At 61.5% G+C, this 18635-nt stretch carries 10 protein-coding genes, 3 rRNA genes and 2 pseudogenes; 13 read left to right on the top strand and 2 right to left on the bottom strand.

Going from position 1 to position 18635, the window contains the following annotated elements:
* Window positions 1–68 precede the first annotated feature (68 nt).
* The 4 genes from bla (at window position 69) to rrf (ending at window position 7287) form a co-directional block, all read left to right on the top strand.
* Window positions 69–995, top strand: coding sequence for a class A beta-lactamase (gene bla / locus OL239_RS17240; protein WP_268909930.1), 927 nt, complete (start codon window positions 69–71; stop codon window positions 993–995).
* A gap of 686 nt (window positions 996–1681) precedes the next feature.
* Window positions 1682–3211: ribosomal RNA gene (locus OL239_RS17235) — 16S ribosomal RNA — on the top strand.
* Window positions 3212–3730: 519 nt separating this feature from the next.
* Window positions 3731–6900, top strand: a 23S ribosomal RNA gene (locus tag OL239_RS17230).
* Between the two features lie 270 nt (window positions 6901–7170).
* A 5S ribosomal RNA gene (gene rrf / locus OL239_RS17225) occupies window positions 7171–7287 on the top strand.
* The 16S, 23S and 5S rRNA genes sit together here, the layout of an rRNA operon.
* 121 nt (window positions 7288–7408) lie before the next feature.
* Here the strand turns inward: rrf and OL239_RS17220 are convergent.
* Window positions 7409–8437 carry an acetylxylan esterase gene (locus OL239_RS17220; RefSeq protein ID WP_268909929.1) on the bottom strand — a complete coding sequence of 343 codons (1029 nt, stop codon included), beginning with the start codon at window positions 8435–8437 and terminating at the stop codon, window positions 7409–7411.
* Window positions 8438–8482: 45 nt separating this feature from the next.
* Window positions 8483–9541, bottom strand: a complete 1059-nt coding sequence (locus tag OL239_RS17215; RefSeq protein WP_268909928.1) for a LacI family DNA-binding transcriptional regulator — start codon at window positions 9539–9541, stop codon at window positions 8483–8485.
* Between the two features lie 279 nt (window positions 9542–9820).
* Between OL239_RS17215 and OL239_RS17205 the strand changes: the two are divergent.
* The 9 genes and pseudogenes from OL239_RS17205 (at window position 9821) to OL239_RS17165 (ending at window position 18611) form a co-directional block, all read left to right on the top strand.
* Window positions 9821–12179 (top strand): annotated as a pseudogene (locus OL239_RS17205) (glycoside hydrolase family 3 N-terminal domain-containing protein).
* Between the two features lie 130 nt (window positions 12180–12309).
* Entirely contained in the window at window positions 12310–13209 is a 900-nt protein-coding gene (locus tag OL239_RS17200; protein WP_329609275.1) for an ABC transporter permease, read from the top strand.
* On the top strand, window positions 13203–14129 hold the full coding sequence (locus OL239_RS17195) for a carbohydrate ABC transporter permease (protein WP_268909925.1): 927 nt from the start codon (window positions 13203–13205) through the stop codon (window positions 14127–14129). Before OL239_RS17200 ends, OL239_RS17195 begins: the two co-directional genes overlap by 7 nt.
* Before the next feature lie 60 nt (window positions 14130–14189).
* Window positions 14190–15815: an ABC transporter substrate-binding protein gene (locus OL239_RS17190; protein ID WP_268909924.1), complete on the top strand. Its 1626-nt coding sequence runs from the start codon at window positions 14190–14192 to the stop codon at window positions 15813–15815.
* Window positions 15816–15880: 65 nt separating this feature from the next.
* Window positions 15881–16039, top strand: coding sequence for a hypothetical protein (locus OL239_RS17185; RefSeq protein WP_268909923.1), 159 nt, complete (start codon window positions 15881–15883; stop codon window positions 16037–16039).
* A gap of 32 nt (window positions 16040–16071) precedes the next feature.
* Window positions 16072–16569: a hypothetical protein gene (locus OL239_RS17180; RefSeq protein WP_268909922.1), complete on the top strand. Its 498-nt coding sequence runs from the start codon at window positions 16072–16074 to the stop codon at window positions 16567–16569.
* Window positions 16566–17674, top strand: a pseudogene (locus OL239_RS20330) (beta-galactosidase); the annotation flags it as partial. The gene OL239_RS17180 and the pseudogene OL239_RS20330, both read left to right, overlap by 4 nt.
* Window positions 17663–18220: a beta-galactosidase gene (locus tag OL239_RS20325; RefSeq protein ID WP_442864318.1), complete on the top strand. Its 558-nt coding sequence runs from the start codon at window positions 17663–17665 to the stop codon at window positions 18218–18220. The pseudogene OL239_RS20330 and the gene OL239_RS20325, both read left to right, overlap by 12 nt.
* Complete coding sequence (locus tag OL239_RS17165) at window positions 18120–18611, top strand: beta-galactosidase trimerization domain-containing protein (RefSeq protein WP_268909919.1); 492 nt, start codon at window positions 18120–18122, stop codon at window positions 18609–18611. The genes OL239_RS20325 and OL239_RS17165 overlap by 101 nt, the downstream gene beginning before the upstream one ends.
* Window positions 18612–18635: the final 24 nt, after the last annotated feature.

Below are 18635 nucleotides of genomic sequence, written 5' to 3'. Positions count from 1 at the left end.
CGAATCTGGCTTGCCGGCTGGGCAGCCGGTGTTGGGAACGTAGTCCTTCACGATCCCTAGGAGTAAATATGACCACCCCTTCTTCCCGTTCCGCCGCTGCCCTCGGCGCCGCTTCCTTGTTGCTGGCACTCGCTGCCTGTGCCGGAACCGCTGACGAAGCGCGGTCAGACCCGGCAGTTTCTGTTTCGGTGTCCGGCAGCCCTGCTGCAGAGACGTTCACATCGCTTGAGGAACGCCACGCCGCAACGCTTGGTGTGTATGCGATCGATACCGGATCCGGGCATACGGTCGAATATCGGGCGAATGAGCGTTTCGGTTACACCTCGACGATCAAGGCCCTTTCTGCTGCTGCTGTGCTCGACGCAGCCACTGACGACCAATTGAACGATCCGATCGCCGTTGGTCCGGAGGATATCGTTGCCTATGCGCCGGTGATGGAGGAACACGTGGGCAGTACGGTGACCCTGGGCGAGGTGGCCGATGCTGCGGTGCGCTTCAGCGACAACACGGCCGGCAATCTTCTTGTTGAGTACCTTGGCGGGCCGGCCGGACTCGAGGAATCCCTGCGGGGGATCGGCGACGAGACGACGAACGTGGACCGGATTGAGCCTGGGCTCAACGAGGTTGCTCCGGGTGACGACCGCGACACCAGCACGCCCCGTGCGTTGGCCACCTCTCTCTTCGAATATGCGCTTGGCGGTGCGTTGAATGCCCAAGATGAAGAAGTGTTGATTGGGATGCTCAAGGGCAACACGACCGGAGATGCCCTGATCCGTTCCGGAGCTCCTGCCGGCTGGGAAATTGGTGACAAGACAGGAGCGGGAGCCTACGGCACCCGCAACGATGTGGCGGTTGCCTTCCCTGCTGACGGCGGTGCACCGATAGTTATCGCGGTCCTCTCCAAACGCGGTGAGCCCGACGCCAAGTATGACGATGCCCTTATTGCCGACGCAGCAGAGGTAGCCTTCGGTGTATTGCCCAGCCAGCGGGGGTAGAGGCTAATCATTGCCGGTGCTGCAGGCCAAAGCGCGGCACCGCCGGCTCTGGTGGCCGTCGGGTTCCGACGGCGGCGGTGTGGCCGTCGGGTTCCGACGGCGGCGGTGTTGCCGTGCTCTTGCAGCACCCCGCCAGGGCGGCTGCGACGTCAGGCGGCAGTGCGGGCTGCGGGGTCCGCGCAAGGACTCAGGGGGCCGATTTGCGGTGCCCGTCCAGCCCGTGTAGAGTCTTCTAAGTCGCCGCGGCCGGGAGTTGGAAAACATCCTGAGCATGGCGGCCAACCCCACCAAAAATATCCTGGTGATCCATCCTGCGCCCACGGGCAGCGGAGCGGAAAGCCGGGGCTTTTGCGCGGGTTCGTCCGGTCAAATGAAAGCAGTCTTCGGGAATTATCCCGAATTGCCAAAAACGGTCCGGATGAAATAGAATAAAGAAACACTGCAGCGAAGAGAAAAGAAAATACACGGTCCGTTTCGCGGATTGGTTTCTCCGAGTATTTCGCATGCATCTGTTGTTTGAGAACTCAATAGTGTGCCAAGTTTATTGATACCAATTATTTTGATTGGTTGAACTGGCTGTTTCCGCCCACCCCGTGGGCTGGGAGCAGCTTTTTTAGCTGGTTTCGAATTTAGTGCAGGACTGTGCAGCCAATTTTCCTTGGCTCCGGCCCTGTGTCTGTAACACATTTACGGAGAGTTTGATCCTGGCTCAGGATGAACGCTGGCGGCGTGCTTAACACATGCAAGTCGAACGATGACTTTTGTGCTTGCACAAAATGATTAGTGGCGAACGGGTGAGTAACACGTGAGTAACCTGCCCTTAACTTCGGGATAAGCCTGGGAAACCGGGTCTAATACCGGATACGACTTCCTGACGCATGTCATGGGAGTGGAAAGCTTGATGCGGTTTTGGATGGACTCGCGGCCTATCAGCTTGTTGGTTGGGGTAATGGCCCACCAAGGCGACGACGGGTAGCCGGCCTGAGAGGGTGACCGGCCACACTGGGACTGAGACACGGCCCAGACTCCTACGGGAGGCAGCAGTGGGGAATATTGCACAATGGGCGAAAGCCTGATGCAGCGACGCCGCGTGAGGGACGAAGGCCTTCGGGTTGTAAACCTCTTTCAGCAGGGAAGAAGCGAAAGTGACGGTACCTGCAGAAGAAGCGCCGGCTAACTACGTGCCAGCAGCCGCGGTAATACGTAGGGCGCAAGCGTTATCCGGAATTATTGGGCGTAAAGAGCTCGTAGGCGGTTTGTCGCGTCTGCTGTGAAAGCCCGGGGCTCAACCCCGGGTCTGCAGTGGGTACGGGCAGACTAGAGTGCAGTAGGGGAGACTGGAATTCCTGGTGTAGCGGTGAAATGCGCAGATATCAGGAGGAACACCGATGGCGAAGGCAGGTCTCTGGGCTGTAACTGACGCTGAGGAGCGAAAGCATGGGGAGCGAACAGGATTAGATACCCTGGTAGTCCATGCCGTAAACGTTGGGCACTAGGTGTGGGGGACATTCCACGTTTTCCGCGCCGCAGCTAACGCATTAAGTGCCCCGCCTGGGGAGTACGGCCGCAAGGCTAAAACTCAAAGGAATTGACGGGGGCCCGCACAAGCGGCGGAGCATGCGGATTAATTCGATGCAACGCGAAGAACCTTACCAAGGCTTGACATGAACCGGAAAGACCTGGAAACAGGTCCCCCACTTGTGGCCGGTTTACAGGTGGTGCATGGTTGTCGTCAGCTCGTGTCGTGAGATGTTGGGTTAAGTCCCGCAACGAGCGCAACCCTCGTTCTATGTTGCCAGCGGGTTATGCCGGGGACTCATAGGAGACTGCCGGGGTCAACTCGGAGGAAGGTGGGGACGACGTCAAATCATCATGCCCCTTATGTCTTGGGCTTCACGCATGCTACAATGGCCGGTACAAAGGGTTGCGATACTGTGAGGTGGAGCTAATCCCAAAAGCCGGTCTCAGTTCGGATTGAGGTCTGCAACTCGACCTCATGAAGTTGGAGTCGCTAGTAATCGCAGATCAGCAACGCTGCGGTGAATACGTTCCCGGGCCTTGTACACACCGCCCGTCAAGTCACGAAAGTTGGTAACACCCGAAGCCGGTGGCCTAACCCCCTTGCGGGGAGGGAGCCGTCGAAGGTGGGACCGGCGATTGGGACTAAGTCGTAACAAGGTAGCCGTACCGGAAGGTGCGGCTGGATCACCTCCTTTCTAAGGAGCACCTCAAAGCCCGGATCCTTCCACAGTGTTGGATGTGTGCTTTGCAGGAGATGCCCATGTCGGAAACATTCGTTTTCCGGTGGGTGCTCAAGGGTGGAATATCAATGAGCAGGTGCCCGGCGTTGGGCCCGGCAGCATGAGTACGTTCCCTTCCGGGAACTGGAAAGCGCTGCCGGTGTCTTCAAGTACCGGGTTTTACCGTTTGGCACACTGTTGGGTCCTGAAATAACAGGACCGAAGAACTGACAACTGCATGTTTGGTTGGAGGGGACACGGGTTTTCGTGTTGTTTCCGGTTGTTCCTGCGCAGGTCCAAGACTGTCCACGGTGTATCCGTGGTGGTGGCGGGTGTGACGGGGTTGTTGTTTGAGAACTACATAGTGGACGCGAGCATCTTAAAATTATTAAGTGCAATTTCAGATAAACCTGGTGGATCCAGGGGTCATCCTTTGGGGTGGTGCCTGGTGAGATCATGGTTTTCTCGATAGCGATAATATTTATTGATCTTTGTGGTCAAGTTTTTTAAGGGCACACGGTGGATGCCTTGGCATCAGGAGCCGAAGAAGGACGTAGGAATCTGCGATAAGCCTGGGGGAGTTGATAACCGAGCGGTGATCCCAGGATGTCCGAATGGGGAAACCCCGCCCGGCGCGCGAGTGACCGGGTGACCCGCATCTGAACACATAGGGTGCGTGGAGGGAACGTGGGGAAGTGAAACATCTCAGTACCCACAGGAAGAGAAAACAACAGTGATTCCGTTAGTAGTGGCGAGCGAACGCGGAAGAGGCTAAACCAGTGGTGTGTGATAGCCGGCGGGCGTTGCATCACTGGGGTTGCGGGACTTTCCGTACCAGTTCTGCCGGATTGGTGAAGTGAGTGCAGGTGCATAGGTGAACCGGTTTGAAAGCCGGGCCGTAGAGGGTGTTAGCCCCGTAACCGGAATGTATGCTGCCGCTTGGAGAGGATCCCAAGTAGCACGGGGCCCGAGAAATCCCGTGCGAATCTGCCAGGACCACCTGGTAAGCCTAAATACTCCCTGATGACCGATAGCGGACAAGTACCGTGAGGGAAAAGGTGAAAAGTACCCCGGGAGGGAGTGAAACAGTACCTGAAACCGTGTGCCTACAATCCGTTGGAGCAGGGCAGTGTCCACTTGTGGGTGTTGTGGTTGTGACAGCGTGCCTTTTGAAGAATGAGCCTGCGAGTTAGTGTTACGTCGCGAGGGTTAACCCGTGGGGGAAGCCGTAGCGAAAGCGAGTCTGAACAGGGCGTTGCAGTGGCGTGATCTAGACCCGAAGCGGAGTGATCTACCCATGGCCAGGTTGAAGCGCGTGTAAGAGCGCGTGGAGGACCGAACCCACTTCAGTTGAAAATGGAGGGGATGAGCTGTGGGTAGGGGTGAAAGGCCAATCAAACTCCGTGATAGCTGGTTCTCCCGAAATGCATTTAGGTGCAGCGTTGCGTGTTTCTTACCGGAGGTAGAGCTACTGGATGGCTAATGGGCCCTACAAGGTTACTGACGTCAGCCAAACTCCGAATGCCGGTAAGTCAGAGCGCAGCAGTGAGACTGTGGGGGATAAGCTTCATAGTCGAGAGGGAAACAGCCCAGACCACCAACTAAGGCCCCTAAGCGTGTGCTAAGTGGGAAAGGATGTGGAGTTGCTCAGACAACCAGGAGGTTGGCTTAGAAGCAGCCATCCTTGAAGAGTGCGTAATAGCTCACTGGTCAAGTGATTCCGCGCCGACAATGTAGCGGGGCTCAAGTACACCGCCGAAGTTGTGGCATTCAAATGATAGCCAAGCGGATGGTTTTATCCATTTTCGTTCAAGCGTTTGGATGGGTAGGGGAGCGTCGTGTGGGCAGTGAAGTCGCGGTGTAAACCAGCGGTGGAGCCTACACGAGTGAGAATGCAGGCATGAGTAGCGAAAGACGGGTGAGAAACCCGTCCGCCGAATGATCAAGGGTTCCAGGGTCAAGCTAATCTGCCCTGGGTAAGTCGGGACCTAAGGCGAGGCCGACAGGCGTAGTCGATGGACAACGGGTTGATATTCCCGTACCGGCGAAGAACCGCCCATACTGAACGGGGGACACTAACCGCCCGATACCTGACCGTTAGCCCTTGTGGCGACATGGTTTTTGGTGGAGCGCGGGACCTGATCCCGGGAGGTAAGCGTATTAACAGGTGTGACGCAGGAAGGTAGCCGGGCCGGGCGATGGTTGTCCTGGTCTAAGGATGTAGGGTCAGCGATAGGTAAATCCGTTGCTGTGTCTTTGATGACGATCCTGAGATCTGACGGGACCCCTCAGGGGGAATCCGGTGATCCTATGCTGCCTAGAAAAGCATCGGCGCGAGGTTTTAGCCGCCCGTACCCCAAACCGACACAGGTGATCAGGTAGAGAATACTAAGGCGATCGAGAGAATTATGGTTAAGGAACTCGGCAAAATGCCCCCGTAACTTCGGGAGAAGGGGGGCCCCAACCTTGATGGACACATTGCTGTCCGGAGGGGATCGGGGCCGCAGAGACCAGGGGGAAGCGACTGTTTACTAAAAACACAGGTCCGTGCGAAGTCGCAAGACGATGTATACGGACTGACTCCTGCCCGGTGCTGGAAGGTTAAGAGGACCGGTTAGCCCTCGTGGGCGAAGCTGGGAATTTAAGCCCCAGTAAACGGCGGTGGTAACTATAACCATCCTAAGGTAGCGCAAATTCCTTGTCGGGTAAGTTCCGACCTGCACGAATGGAGTAACGACTTCCCCGCTGTCTCAACCATAAACTCGGCGAAATTGCAGTACGAGTAAAGATGCTCGTTACGCGCAGCAGGACGGAAAGACCCCGAGACATTTACTATAGTTTGGTGGTGATATTCGCTGCGGCTTGTGTAGGATAGGTGGGGAGAACTGTGAGGCCCGGACGCCAGTTCGGGCGGAGTCATCGTTGAAATACCACTCTGGTCATACTGGATATCTAACTTCGGCCCGTAATCCGGGTCAGGGACAGTGCCTGATGGGTAGTTTAACTGGGGCGGTTGCCTCCTAAAGAGTAACGGAGGCGCCCAAAGGTTCCCTCAGCCTGGTTGGCAATCAGGTGGCGAGTGTAAGTGCACAAGGGAGCTTGACTGTGTAGAGAGACATCTCGAGCAGGGACGAAAGTCGGGACTAGTGATCCGGCGGTACATTGTGGAATGGCCGTCGCTCAACGGATAAAAGGTACCTCGGGGATAACAGGCTGATCTTGCCCAAGAGTCCATATCGACGGCATGGTTTGGCACCTCGATGTCGGCTCGTCGCATCCTGGGGCTGGAGTAGGTCCCAAGGGTTGGGCTGTTCGCCCATTAAAGCGGTACGCGAGCTGGGTTTAGAACGTCGTGAGACAGTTCGGTCCCTATCCGCTGCGCGCGCAGGAAATTTGAGAAGGGCTGTCCTTAGTACGAGAGGACCGGGACGGACGAACCTCTGGTGTGTCAGTTGTACTGCCAAGTGCACCGCTGATTAGCTACGTTCGGATGGGATAACCGCTGAAAGCATCTAAGCGGGAAGCCCGCTTCGAGATGAGATTTCCATACACCTTGTGTGTGAGAGGCCCCCAGCCAGACCACTGGGTTGATAGGCCGGATGTGGAAGCGGGGACTAAAGACCCGTGAAGCTGACCGGTACTAATAGGCCGATAACTTACACCACACCATGATCTGGGCGGGAAACGACTTCAAACGTTCCGGCCAGAGAAGGATCATGGGAGATCATGTGCTGCTTGCGTCCACTATGTGGTTCCCGGATAACAAACCCGTGTGGTTTGTCACCCGTGAACCGGTACTAAGTCATCTGTTACAGGATGGTTTATGCCGTAGAATATGAATATCATTACGAACACGTGCTTGTGTGTTCTGTTGTGACCATTGTTTTCCCCTCGCCCCCGGGGTTTGTTTGCCGGGGTGGTGTGGGTGGAAGGGTTACGGCGGTCATAGCGTGGGGGAAACGCCCGGTCCCATTCCGAACCCGGAAGCTAAGACCCACAGCGCCGATGGTACTGCATCCGGGAGGGTGTGGGAGAGTAGGTCACCGCCGGACAAGTTCTGGTTGAGAGAGTAAGGCCCCGCATGGTTGCGGGGCCTTACTTGTCTAACCCGGCAGGCATGTGCTGTTGGGAGGCTTGTTACCGCCGGGTCTAGCCGCTTAGCCCTTTGGCCGCTTAGCCGTTTAGCCGCTGCAGGGACGGCTGCGGAACCGGGAGCCCCAGAGTGTCGAGCCAGTCGAGCTGCCGGCGGGTGTTTACTGCGTCGCCGCCCTCGTGGTGGTTGAACGGATAAACCTCCATCCGATGCGGAACATCGCGTCCGGAGTTTTCGCCGTAAGCGTTGAAGGCCGCGAAGATGGTTGACGGCGGACAGACGCTGTCACGCAGGCCGGTCGCGAAATGGGCCGGAGCCAGGGCTCGGCGGGCAAAGGCCACTCCGTCGACGTAGGACAGCGTACGCATCACTGCTGCCTCAGCATCGCGGTAGACGGACAGATACTGCACCAATTCGTTCCATGGTGCGGCCTCGGTGATCCGCAGGGCCCGCTCCGGATGACACAGGAAGGGTGCGCTTGTGAGGCATGCGGCCACATCCGGCACGAGCCCGGCGGCGGCGAGCGATAACAGCCCGCCCTGGCTGTTGCCGGCCACGATGACAGTCGAAGGAGCCGTTCCGGGCAGGGCACGTGCCGCATCGACGGCGCGTGCGGCGTCGGTGATCAGGCGTCGGTAGTAGTGCTGTTCGTGGTCTAGGACCCCGCGGGTCACCACACCCGGTGCGGACGGAGACATCGGACCGGTATCAGGGGTATCGCCGCCGGATCCGTACAGGCCGCCCTGTCCGCGGCTGTCGACCAGAAGGTGGGCATAGCCGGCGGCTACCCACAGGAGCCGTTCATGGGGCAAACCACGTCCACGCCCGTAACCGAGGTACTCCACGACCACGGGCAGCAACACCGATGCCGGCACACCGGCCGGGCGCGAGAACCAGGCAGCTACCGGATCTCCGTCGAAGCCGGCAAAACGCACGTCCCAGCAGTCGACTCCGGCAAGACCGTTGTCGGCCTCGTCCACCGAAATGAGGGTCGGGTGGCGCCGGGCAGCGCTGAGGGTGGCGTCCCAGCGGGCGTTAAAGTCTGCTGGTTCCTTCTCCGTGGAACGGTAGCCGTGAAGCTGATCAACGGGCAGGTCAAACTGAGCCATCAGGGCTCCCCGTGGTGCCGGTGAAGGAGGGCTGGCTGGAAGCGTTCACCGGATGGGCTGTTCCGGAACAGGACCGGTGCTCTCACGAACCACCAGCTCCGTCGCCAGCTCGATGCTGCGGGGTTTCGGATCCGTGCCACGGGCAATGCCGAGGACCATGCTGGCCGCGGCATCGGCCATCTCCAGCAGCGGCTGGTTGACCGTGGTCAGGGACGGGCCCACCCACTCCGCGAGGGGAAGGTCGTCGTAGCCCACAACCGACAGCTGAGCGGGCACCTCGATGCCCTGCTCGCGGGCGGCCCGCAGCACACCAAGGGCCTGCATATCGGAGCCGGCGAAGATTGCAGTGGGACGCTCGGGACGGGCCAGCAGCTCACGGCCGTGCTCATATCCGCCGACGACGGTGAAGTTGCCCCAGCGGACTGAATCCTCCATGGGGGAAATGCCTGCTTCCGCGTGGGCGGCCCGGTACCCGTCCACACGGGCGCGGGAGCACAGCACGTCCTCGGGTCCGGACACCACAGCGATCCTGCGGTGGCCCAGGGCGAGCAGGTGCCGGGTCGCCGAAAGCCCGCCGTGCCAGTTGTTGGATCCTACCGCCGGCGCTCCCAGATTCGTTTCACCGTTGGTGTCCAGCACAACGTAGGGGATGGAGCGGGTCTCCAGCTGCCGTTTCTGGTCGGGGGTGAGGGTGGACTGGACCAGGATGATGCCGTGGGGCCGGCGGCCGATTACCTCCCGCATCCAGCGCTGGTCAGGGCTGTGACTGCCTCCGAGGTCGGAGAGGACGACGCCCATGCCGTTGCGCCTCGCGGCCTGTTCCACCCCGCGGATAATTTCGATGGACCAGGCGGAGTCCAGCTCATGGAACACCAGCTCGATGAGCCGGGCGGCGCTGCTCCCGGCCTGCCGGGCATTTCGTTGATAATTGTGCTCTTGGAGGGCTTTCTCAATTTTGCGCCGCGTGGCCGGAGCTACGTCCGAACGTCCGTTGAGGACCTTCGATACAGACGGCACCGAGACGCCGATTGATGCGGCGATTGCCGAAATGGTCATTCGACTTGATCCGGCGGCTGCGTGGGAGGTCGGGGTGTCGGTGGTCATGGGGTTCATCCTCGTTCTAAATTTCGAAACTATTTTGTTACCGCAGTACCCCGATTCTTTGGATGTACCCTCGATTCTTTGATCATTCTGCGTGCTATCCCGCGGAAGTTCAAGGGTCTGCAAAATCGACTCTTGACACCCATCCATAACCCGCTAGTGTTCAGGCAAGCTTTTCGCAACAGTTTTCGAAACATGTAGTGCTACGCCGCTGTGGTGCACGGAGGACTTTGTCTTCTTCGGGTGTGCAGCCGCTGCCCGATGGAAGAACAAAGGAGCCACATGCCACGCATCGCCCGCTCGAGCACGCAGGAGCTCTGGTGTGACGAGTCCGCCACACCCGCGGACCGCGCAGCCGATCTCGTTTCCCGGATGACGCTCGAAGAGAAGGCCGCCCAACTGGTCGGCGTGTGGGTGGGGGCCGACAGCTCCGGCGGAGGCGTAGCCCCGCTGCAACAGGACATGGCCGCCAACCCGATCGACTGGGACACGGTCACTACACACGGGCTCGGCCAGCTGACCCGGCCTTCGGCACGGCGCCGGTCGAGCCTGCTGCCGCTGCCAAATCGCTCGCCCGCTCACAGGAGCAGCTGGTTGAACGAAGCCGCTTTGGAATCCCGGCCCTGGTCCACGAGGAGTGCCTGGCTGGCTTCGCCGCATGGCGTGCCACCGCGTACCCGGTTCCCCTCGCATGGGGCGCCACATTCAACCCGGAGCTGATCGCCCGGATGGCCAATACCATCGGCCGGTCGATGCGCGCCGCCGGCATCCACCAGGGCCTGGCTCCAGTTCTGGACGTGGCCCGGGATTACCGCTGGGGGCGCACCGAAGAGACGATCTCGGAAGATCCGTACTTGGTGTCCACCATCGGCACTGCCTACGTCCAGGGCCTCGAGGGCGCAGGAATTATCTCCACCCTTAAGCACTTTGCCGGATATTCGGCGAGCCGGGCTGGACGCAATCTTGCCCCGGTGTCGATGGGGCCCCGGGAGTTTTCCGATGTCCTGCTTCCCCGTTCGAGGCCGCCCTCCGGCTGGGCGGAGCCCGGTCGGTCATGCATTCCTACACCGAGATTGACGGGGTGCCCTCTGCCGCCGATAAAGCCCTGCTGACCGGAATTCTCCGCGACCGCCTGGGTTTCGAGGGAACTGTCGTCGCCGACTACTTTGGTATCCGTTTCCTTGAGCGGCTGCACCGCGTCGCCGAAGACGGAACCGCAGCGGCCGGTCTGGCGCTGGGTGCCGGTGTCGACGTCGAACTCCCCACGGTCGATACCTTCGGCCTGCCCCTGCTTGAGGGCGTAGAAAACGGGCGCATCGATGTGGATCTGGTGGACAGGGCCGCTCTCCGGGTCCTGACCCAGAAGATCTCGATCGGCCTGCTCGACGAGGACTGGGCGCCCCTTCCGTCCGGCGCCGAGTCGCTGGAACTGGACAGTGCGGAGGGCAGGGACCTGACAGAGCAGATAGCGCGTGAGTCCCTCGTGCTGCTGTCCAACATCGGCGGGGTCCTGCCCCTGGCTTCCGGTACCCGCATTGCTGTTGTCGGCCCCCTCGCCCATGACCCGATGGCCATGCTCGGCTGCTACTCGTTCCCCGTGCATGTGGGAGGCAAGCACCCGGGGAAGGAAATCGGGATCGATATCCCGACCGTGTTCGAGGAGCTGCAGGCCGGTTTTTCCACTGTTACCTACGTTCAGGGCTGCACGGTTGACGGTCCAGGGCGGGACGGGATCGACGATTCTGTTGCCGCCGCCCGCGACGCCGACGTTTGCGTCGTCGTCCTGGGCGACCGTGCCGGACTCTTCGGCCGGGGAACCTCCGGAGAAGGATGCGACGCGGGCGACTTGGGACTGCCAGGGGTCCAAGCGGACCTGCTCGCCGCCCTGCTGGATTCAGGGACTCCGGTGGTCGTGGTGCTCCTTGCGGGCCGCCCCTATGCGCTCGGCGACGCGCCATCCCGCGCCGCCGCCGTCGTGCAGGGATTCTTCCCCGGCCAGCGGGGTGCCCGGGCGGTTGCCGACCTGATCGGCGGGAAATTCTCACCGTCCGGCCGCCTGCCCGTTAGTATTCCCCGCAATCCCGGTTCGCAGCCGGGAACCTATCTTACGGTTCCCCTGGGAGCGAAGTCCGGTGTCTCCGACCTGGACCCGACCCCCGCCTTCGCCTTCGGCCACGGCATCGGTTACTCCAGTTTTGAGTGGAGCGGGGTTCGCGAACTCCACGACCGTTCGCACTGGGACGTCGACGGTGAGGTGACCATCGAAGTGACCGTCACCAACACGGGCGGGATGCGTGCGGCCGACGTCGTCGAACTGTACCTGCACGATCCGGTCGCCCAGGTCACCCGTCCCGTCCAGCGGCTGGTGGGCTTTGCCCGCGTGGAGCTGGACCCGAAGGAATCCGTGCGCGTTGCCATGACGGTCCCGGCGGACCTTACTGCTTTCACGGGCCTCGACGGCGGGCTGATCATCGAACCCGGTGCCGTGGAACTGCGCGTCGCCCGCTCCAGCGACGACGTGCACACGGCGGTCGGACTGCAACTCGTCGGCAGCATTCGCCCGGTGGGAGCAGACCGCGCGCTGGCCAGCACCACCACCGTCACGGCGTCGTCCCTGCCGGAACTCGAGGCAGCGCTGTGAGCATAAACCAAACCGGGGTTTCCACCACGGGCGCCGGCGCAACCGGCCCTGAAGCGGCAGTGACCGTCGGCATGTCCGCCGAGATCGCGCCGGGTAAAAGCGCCGTCCCTTCCAGCCCAAACCCGGGCAGTTGTCGTGGCGCAAGACGCTGCGGCGGGACTGGCAGCTCTACGTCTTGGTGATCCTTCCGCTGCTGTTCTTCGCGGTCTTCCGCTACATTCCGATGCTGGGAAACATCATCGCCTTCCGCCGGTTCCGGCCCGGCGGCAGCATCTTCGGCGAAGAGTGGGTCGGCTTCCGCTATGTCGAGATGTTCCTCAACGATCCAACGTTCTGGGCGGTATTCGCCAATACCTTCGCAATCGGCTCGCTCACCCTGCTCTTCTGCTTTCCGCTGCCCATCATCCTCGCCCTGTTGCTCAACGAGGTCCGGTCGCGGTATTTCAAACGGTTCGTTCAAACCATCTCCTACCTGCCGCACTTCCTGTCGATCGTCATCATCGCCGGAATGCTCATGCAGCTGCTCTCGATCGAAGGTACAGTCAACCAGATCGTCCGGGCGGTCGGCGGGGACGCGGTTCCCTTCCTGCAGTCACCTGAATGGTTCCGCACAGTGTACGTTTCGTCGGAGGTGTGGCAGACGGTGGGCTGGGGAACCATCCTCTATCTGGCAGCCCTCACCAACGTGGACACCGCCCTCTACGAGGCGGCCCGGATCGACGGCGCCAACCGCTGGCAGCAGACCTGGCATGTCACCCTCCCGGGCATCCGCCCGACAATGGTCACCCTGCTGGTCCTGAACATAGGCTCGTTCCTCTCCGTCGGGTTCGAGAAGATCCTGCTTCTGTACAACCCCCTCACCTATCCCACGGCTGACGTGATCTCCACGTACCTCTACCGTGTGGGACTCGAGGCCAACAACTTCAGCTACGCCGCGGCGATCGGCATGTTCGAAGCACTCATTGGCCTCACCCTCATCCTTTCCGCCAACGCCATTTCCCGCCGCACAGTAGGGACAAGCCTGTGGTAACCACCGCCAACGCACCCACCAGATTGAAGAAACAGGAACCGGCGCCCCGCCGGATCCGTACGAGCCGCGGCGAGAAGATCTTCCAGGTCGTCAATACGATCGTGCTCCTCGGCGTCGTTGGCGTGACGCTGTATCCATTCGTGAACATCATCGCCCAGTCGTTCAGCAGCGAGTCCTACATCCGGGCCGGGGAAGTAAACCTGTGGCCCAAGGGGTTCAACACGACCACCTACCACACGGTTATGGGCGACTCGATGTTCTGGACGAACTACAAGAACACCGTGATCTACACCGTCGTCGCCACAGCCATCGCCATGGTGCTGACCACGTGTTACGCCTACGTCCTGTCGAAGAAGCGCCTGCGGGGACGCAAATTCCTCATTGGCATCGCCGTCTTCACCATGTTCTTCAACGGTGGGCTGATCCCCAACTACGTCCTGATCTCCAGCCTGGGCATGACCAACTCCCTGTGGGCGATAGTGCTGCCCAACGCCATATCGGTCTTCAACCTGCTGGTGATGAAATCGTTCTTCGAGAACCTTCCGGAGGAACTCGAGGAGGCCGCCCAAATCGACGGCCTGTCCACCTTCGGCATCCTGTTCCGCATCGTCCTGCCGCTGTCCAAAGCGGTGATGGCAACGATGGTGCTGTTCTACGCGGTGGCCTTTTGGAACTCCTGGTTCCAGGCCTTCCTGTATATGGACCGTGCGGAGCTCTTCCCCGTCACTGTCTATCTCCGAAACCTCATCGCCGGTGCCTCGACAGCGGCGTCTTCCGCCGGCGGCGCGGACCTGGCCCAGGTTGCGGCCAACATCCAGTCGGTCACGATGGTGCTCACCGTGCTGCCGATTCTCTGCATCTATCCCTTTATTCAGCGGTACTTCGTGTCGGGAGTCATGCTCGGTTCCGTCAAAGGCTGACGGCCCGGATTCCCGTTTTTCACCACTCCACGCCGGTTCGCCGGCAAAGAAAGGAAAAGCATGTTGTCCACACCCAAGAAGGTCCTGACCGCGGGGGCACTCATGGCCCTCGTCGCGGGGCTGACATCCTGTTCGTCGAGCAGCGAGGCTGACAGCACCGACGTCACCGGCAAAGACGTCGGTGCGATGGAGGACTACAAGGCCGGTGACCAGTTCAAGGCCACGGAAGCGCTCGACTTCTCGATCCTCTTCAGTGACCACCCTAACTACCCGCTCAAGGATGACTGGCTGCTTTGGGACGAACTGGCTGAACGCACCAACGTCACCCTGGATCCCACCGTGGTGCCAATGAGCGACTACGAGCAGAAGCGCAGCCTCATCGTCGGCGCCGGTGACGCGCCGATGATCATTCCAAAGACGTACCCGGGGCAGGAGGAAGCCTTCGTTTCGTCCGGCGCCATTCTCCCGGTGTCCAAATACATCGACCTGATGCCGAACCTGTCGCAAAAGATCGAGGAGTGGGATCTGGAAGCGAACATTGAGGGTCTCCGCCAGGCCGACGGCGAGTTCTACGTCCTGCCCGGCGTCCATGAGAATGTCTGGCAGGACTACACCGTCGCCTTCCGCACGGACGTCATGGAGGATCTCGGACTGGAAGCCCCGAAGGACTGGGACGAGTTCCGCGAGGTCCTGGTGGCGATCAAGGCTGAGTACCCGGATTCCTACCCGCTCTCGGACCGGTTCCAGGCGGAAAGCCTCATGAACGTCATGGCGATGACCTACGGCGTGTCCGCAGGCTGGGGCTGGGACGCGGCGTCCTGGAACGAAGACGAGGAGAAATTTGAGTTTACCGGGACCACCGACGAGTACCGCGACTTTGTCGAGTACCTCGCCGGGCTGGTCGAAGACGGACTAATCGACCCGGAGAGCTTCACCCAGGACGACGACTCCGCCATCCAGAAGTTCGTGAGCGGCAAGTCGTATGCGATCAGCACCAACGCCCAGAGCATCGTCAACGATTACCGCCAGCCGCTCACCGACACGGTGCCGGGCGCCACGGTCGCGAAGATTCCGCTGCCGGCGGGTCCGGAAGGGAACGTCGTCTCCGGAACCAGCCGCCTGGAGAACGGCATCATGATCAACGCCGATGCGTTTGAGAGCGACAACTTCACCGCCATGATGCAGTTCATCGACTGGCTCTGGTATTCGGACGAGGGTATGGAGTTCGCCAAATGGGGTGTTGACGGCACCACGTACACCAAGGACGCAGACGGCAAGCACATCCTTGCCGCCGACGTCGACTACGTCGGCCTGAACCCGGGCGCACCGAAGCACCTGCAGAAGGACTTTGGCTTTGCCGGCGGCGTCTTTGCCTACGGCGGGACGACCGACCTGCTTGAGTCGACCTTTTCCGACGAGGAACTCGCCTTCCAGGACATCATGAAGCAGAAGGACATCCGGCCCCTGGCTCCGCCGTACCCCCTTGAAGAAGCGGAGCGCGAACAGGCCACCCTGCTCGTGACGCCGCTCTCCGACACCGCGAAGCAGTCGACGCTGCAGTTCATCCTGGGGAACCGCGACCTCTCGGAATGGGATGCATACGTCACGGAACTTGAGGGCAAGGGCATGAGCACCTACATGGAACTCGTCAACAAGGCGTACGACCGGTACGCCGACAGCAACTAATATCCGCATGGCCGGGTCTCAATCCGGGCCCCGGCCATGCCGGTTTTAGCGAGATGGAGCAACACATGACCGTATCGACAGACAACATGACGTCCGGCACGCTCGGACGGATCACTGCCGCGGTCTATCGTGTGCTCGTCCTGGAAATACTCTTTCTTGCCACGGCCGCGCCCGGGCTGATCCTCCTCGTGACCCTTTCCCTGATCCGTCCAATGCGCCGCTGATCGCCCTGAGCCTGCTGCCGGCCGGGCCTGCGTTGTCCGCCGTACTCTTCGCCTGGCGGGTCAGCACCGCCGAGGAACACCTTGCGCCCGCGCGGTCCTTCTGGCGGGGGTACCGGCTCAATGCCGTGAGCACGCTCCGCTGGTGGTGGCTGCCGCTGGTCGTCGCCGGAATCCTCGGCGTCAACGTCGCCTTCCTCGACGCCGTGATCCCGTCAGGGCTGCCGCTGCTCGTGTTCGGAGCTGCCCAGGCCGCCGTCTTCCTGCTCACCGCCGTCACCGCGCTGCATGCCCTGGTGATCAGCTCGCTGTACAACTTCCGCACCCGTGACATCCTGCGGCTGGCCCTGCGGCTGGTTCGTTCCTCGCCGCGGGCCACTATCGGTGCCGCCGCCATCGTCATTACCAGCGCCGGCATAGTTGGCGCCGGCTCCGAAATCGCCCTGTTTGCCCTTGGATCGATCATGGCCGCGATGGTGCTGCAAAATGCCCATACCCTGACCATCGACATCGAGGAGAAGTACATCGCGTGACAGCCGCCAGTTCCCCTGTCCCTTCACACAGCAAAATCCTCTACGGCGGAGACTACAACCCTGAGCAGTGGCCGCGGACGGTCTGGGAAGAGGACCACGCCGCCTTTGACCTAGCCGGGATCGATACGGTCACGCTTGGCGTCTTCGACTGGGCGCTGATTTCCCGGGGCGAAGAGCACTATGACTTCACGCTGCTCGATGCCATCGTGGACCGCGTGACCGGCTCGGGCCGCCGGTTTGTGCTGGCCACCGCCACGGGAGCGCTTCCGCCGTGGCTGGCACACCAGTATCCCGAGGTGAACCGCACCGACTTTGAAGGCCGCCGGCACACCTACGGCCAGCGCCACAACGCCTGCCCGAACTCACCGGTCTTCCGCCGGCTCTCGGCCCGCCTGGCCGGAAAGATCGCCGAACGCTACGCCGGGCAGCCCAATCTGGTCGCCTGGCATATCGGCAACGAGTACGGCGGCGCTTGTTACTGCGGAAACTGCGCCGCAGCTTTTCGGGTCTGGATCCGGACCGGTACCAAACCCTCGGCCGGCTGAACGAGGCCTGGAACACGGTCTTCTGGTCGCACACCTTCACCGGCTGGGAGGAGATCGTTCCGCCGAACGCCCTGAGCGAGCATTGGCGCGGCCCAAACCATACGGCCTTTCAGGGCATCACCCTGGACTATCTCCGCTTCATGTCCGATGCCATGCTGCAGAACTTCGTGGATGAGAAGGCCGCGATCCGCGAACACGACGCGGCGGCGCCGGCCACCACCAACTTCATGGGCATGTACCGGCCCATCGATTACCACCGCTGGGCCGCGCACCTGGATTTCGTATCGTGGGACAACTATCCGCCCACTGACCGGTCCGAGGCACGGATGGCGTTCACGCATGACCTCATGCGGGGGCTCAAGGGCGGTGACCCGTTCTGGGTCATGGAGCAAACACCCACCATCACCGCCAGCCGTGACATCAATCCGGTCAAGCGCCCGGGCGTGCTCCGGCTGTGGTCCTGGCAGTCCGTGGCGCACGGGGCGGACGCGGTGCTGTACTTCCAGATGCGCCAATCACGCGGCGCCTGCGAAAAATACCACGGAGCGGTGCTGGACCATACCGGCCGCACCGACACCCGGGCGTTCCGTGAAGTTGCGGAACTTGGAGCGGACTTTCACCGGGTGGGGGACGCAGTCCTGGGCGCCCGCACCCCGGCCCGGGCCGCGCTGCTGTTCGACTGGGACAGCTGGTGGGCCTCCGAAATCACCGACGGGCTGAACCGCACGGTGGCCTATCCCGCGGTCGTGCTCGCGTACTACCGGGCCCTCTGGGAGGCCGGAGTCCAGCTCGACATCGTCGCTGTGGACGCGCCGCTGGACGGTTACGACGTCGTCGTCGCCCCGCTGCTGCACATGGTCAAGGGCGACACCGCGGCACGGCTCCGTTCCGTGGTCGACCGCGGCGGATCGGTGGTTTCGACGTTCCACTCCGGACGGGTCGACCAGGACACCAACGCGTTCCTGGCCGACGTGCCGGGGCCGCTGGCGCCGCTGTTCGGCGTGCGTGTGGAGGAGACTGACTCGCTGCCCGCCGACGTCGTCAACCGCATCTCACTCTACGGGCGCCGGTTCCGGGAGCACCGTCGAGGCCCGCAGTGTTTTTGAGATCCTCGTTGCGGAGGAGGCCGAAGTTATTGGCACCTACGGCGACGACTTCTACGCCGGCCGGGCCGCCGTAACCCGGAAACCGTACCCTGCCGGCGGAGAAGCCTGGTATGTGGGCACCCTGCTCGACCAGGACGGCATTTCCTCGATCCTGCGCTCCGTCCTCGCCGGGCACGGCCTCATGGGTCCGTACGCCGACGAACCCGAGCTCGAGTTCGCCGTGCGCGCACACGGGGAAGTCCGCACGGCGTTCCTGCTCAACCATGCCGACACCCCGGTGACGGTGCCGGTCCATGCCCCGGGCACCGACCTGCTGACCGGCCGGGTCCTCACGGCCGGCGAGCCGCTCACGCTCGCCCCCAAGGACGTGGTGGTGCTGCGCGAGGCCTGAAACCCGTGCCCGCCGAGAAGCGGG

The organism is Arthrobacter sp. ATA002 (genome assembly GCF_026898095.1).
In the GTDB taxonomy this organism is placed as follows: Bacteria; Actinomycetota; Actinomycetes; order Actinomycetales; family Micrococcaceae; genus Arthrobacter_B.
The sequence above is the reverse complement of the archived record's forward strand: the minus strand, read 5'-3'. Positions and strand labels throughout refer to the sequence as shown.

Bases quoted from the DNA above. Each gene is read 5' to 3' on its own strand.
- bla (WP_268909930.1), top strand. From the start codon at position 69: ATGACCACCCCTTCTTCCCGTTCCGCCGCTGCCCTCGGCGCCGCTTCC.
- OL239_RS17220 (WP_268909929.1), bottom strand. From the start codon at position 8,437: ATGGCTCAGTTTGACCTGCCCGTTGATCAGCTTCACGGCTACCGTTCC.
- OL239_RS17215 (WP_268909928.1), bottom strand. From the start codon at position 9,541: ATGACCACCGACACCCCGACCTCCCACGCAGCCGCCGGATCAAGTCGA.
- OL239_RS17190 (WP_268909924.1), top strand. From the start codon at position 14,190: ATGTTGTCCACACCCAAGAAGGTCCTGACCGCGGGGGCACTCATGGCC.
- OL239_RS17185 (WP_268909923.1), top strand. From the start codon at position 15,881: ATGACCGTATCGACAGACAACATGACGTCCGGCACGCTCGGACGGATC.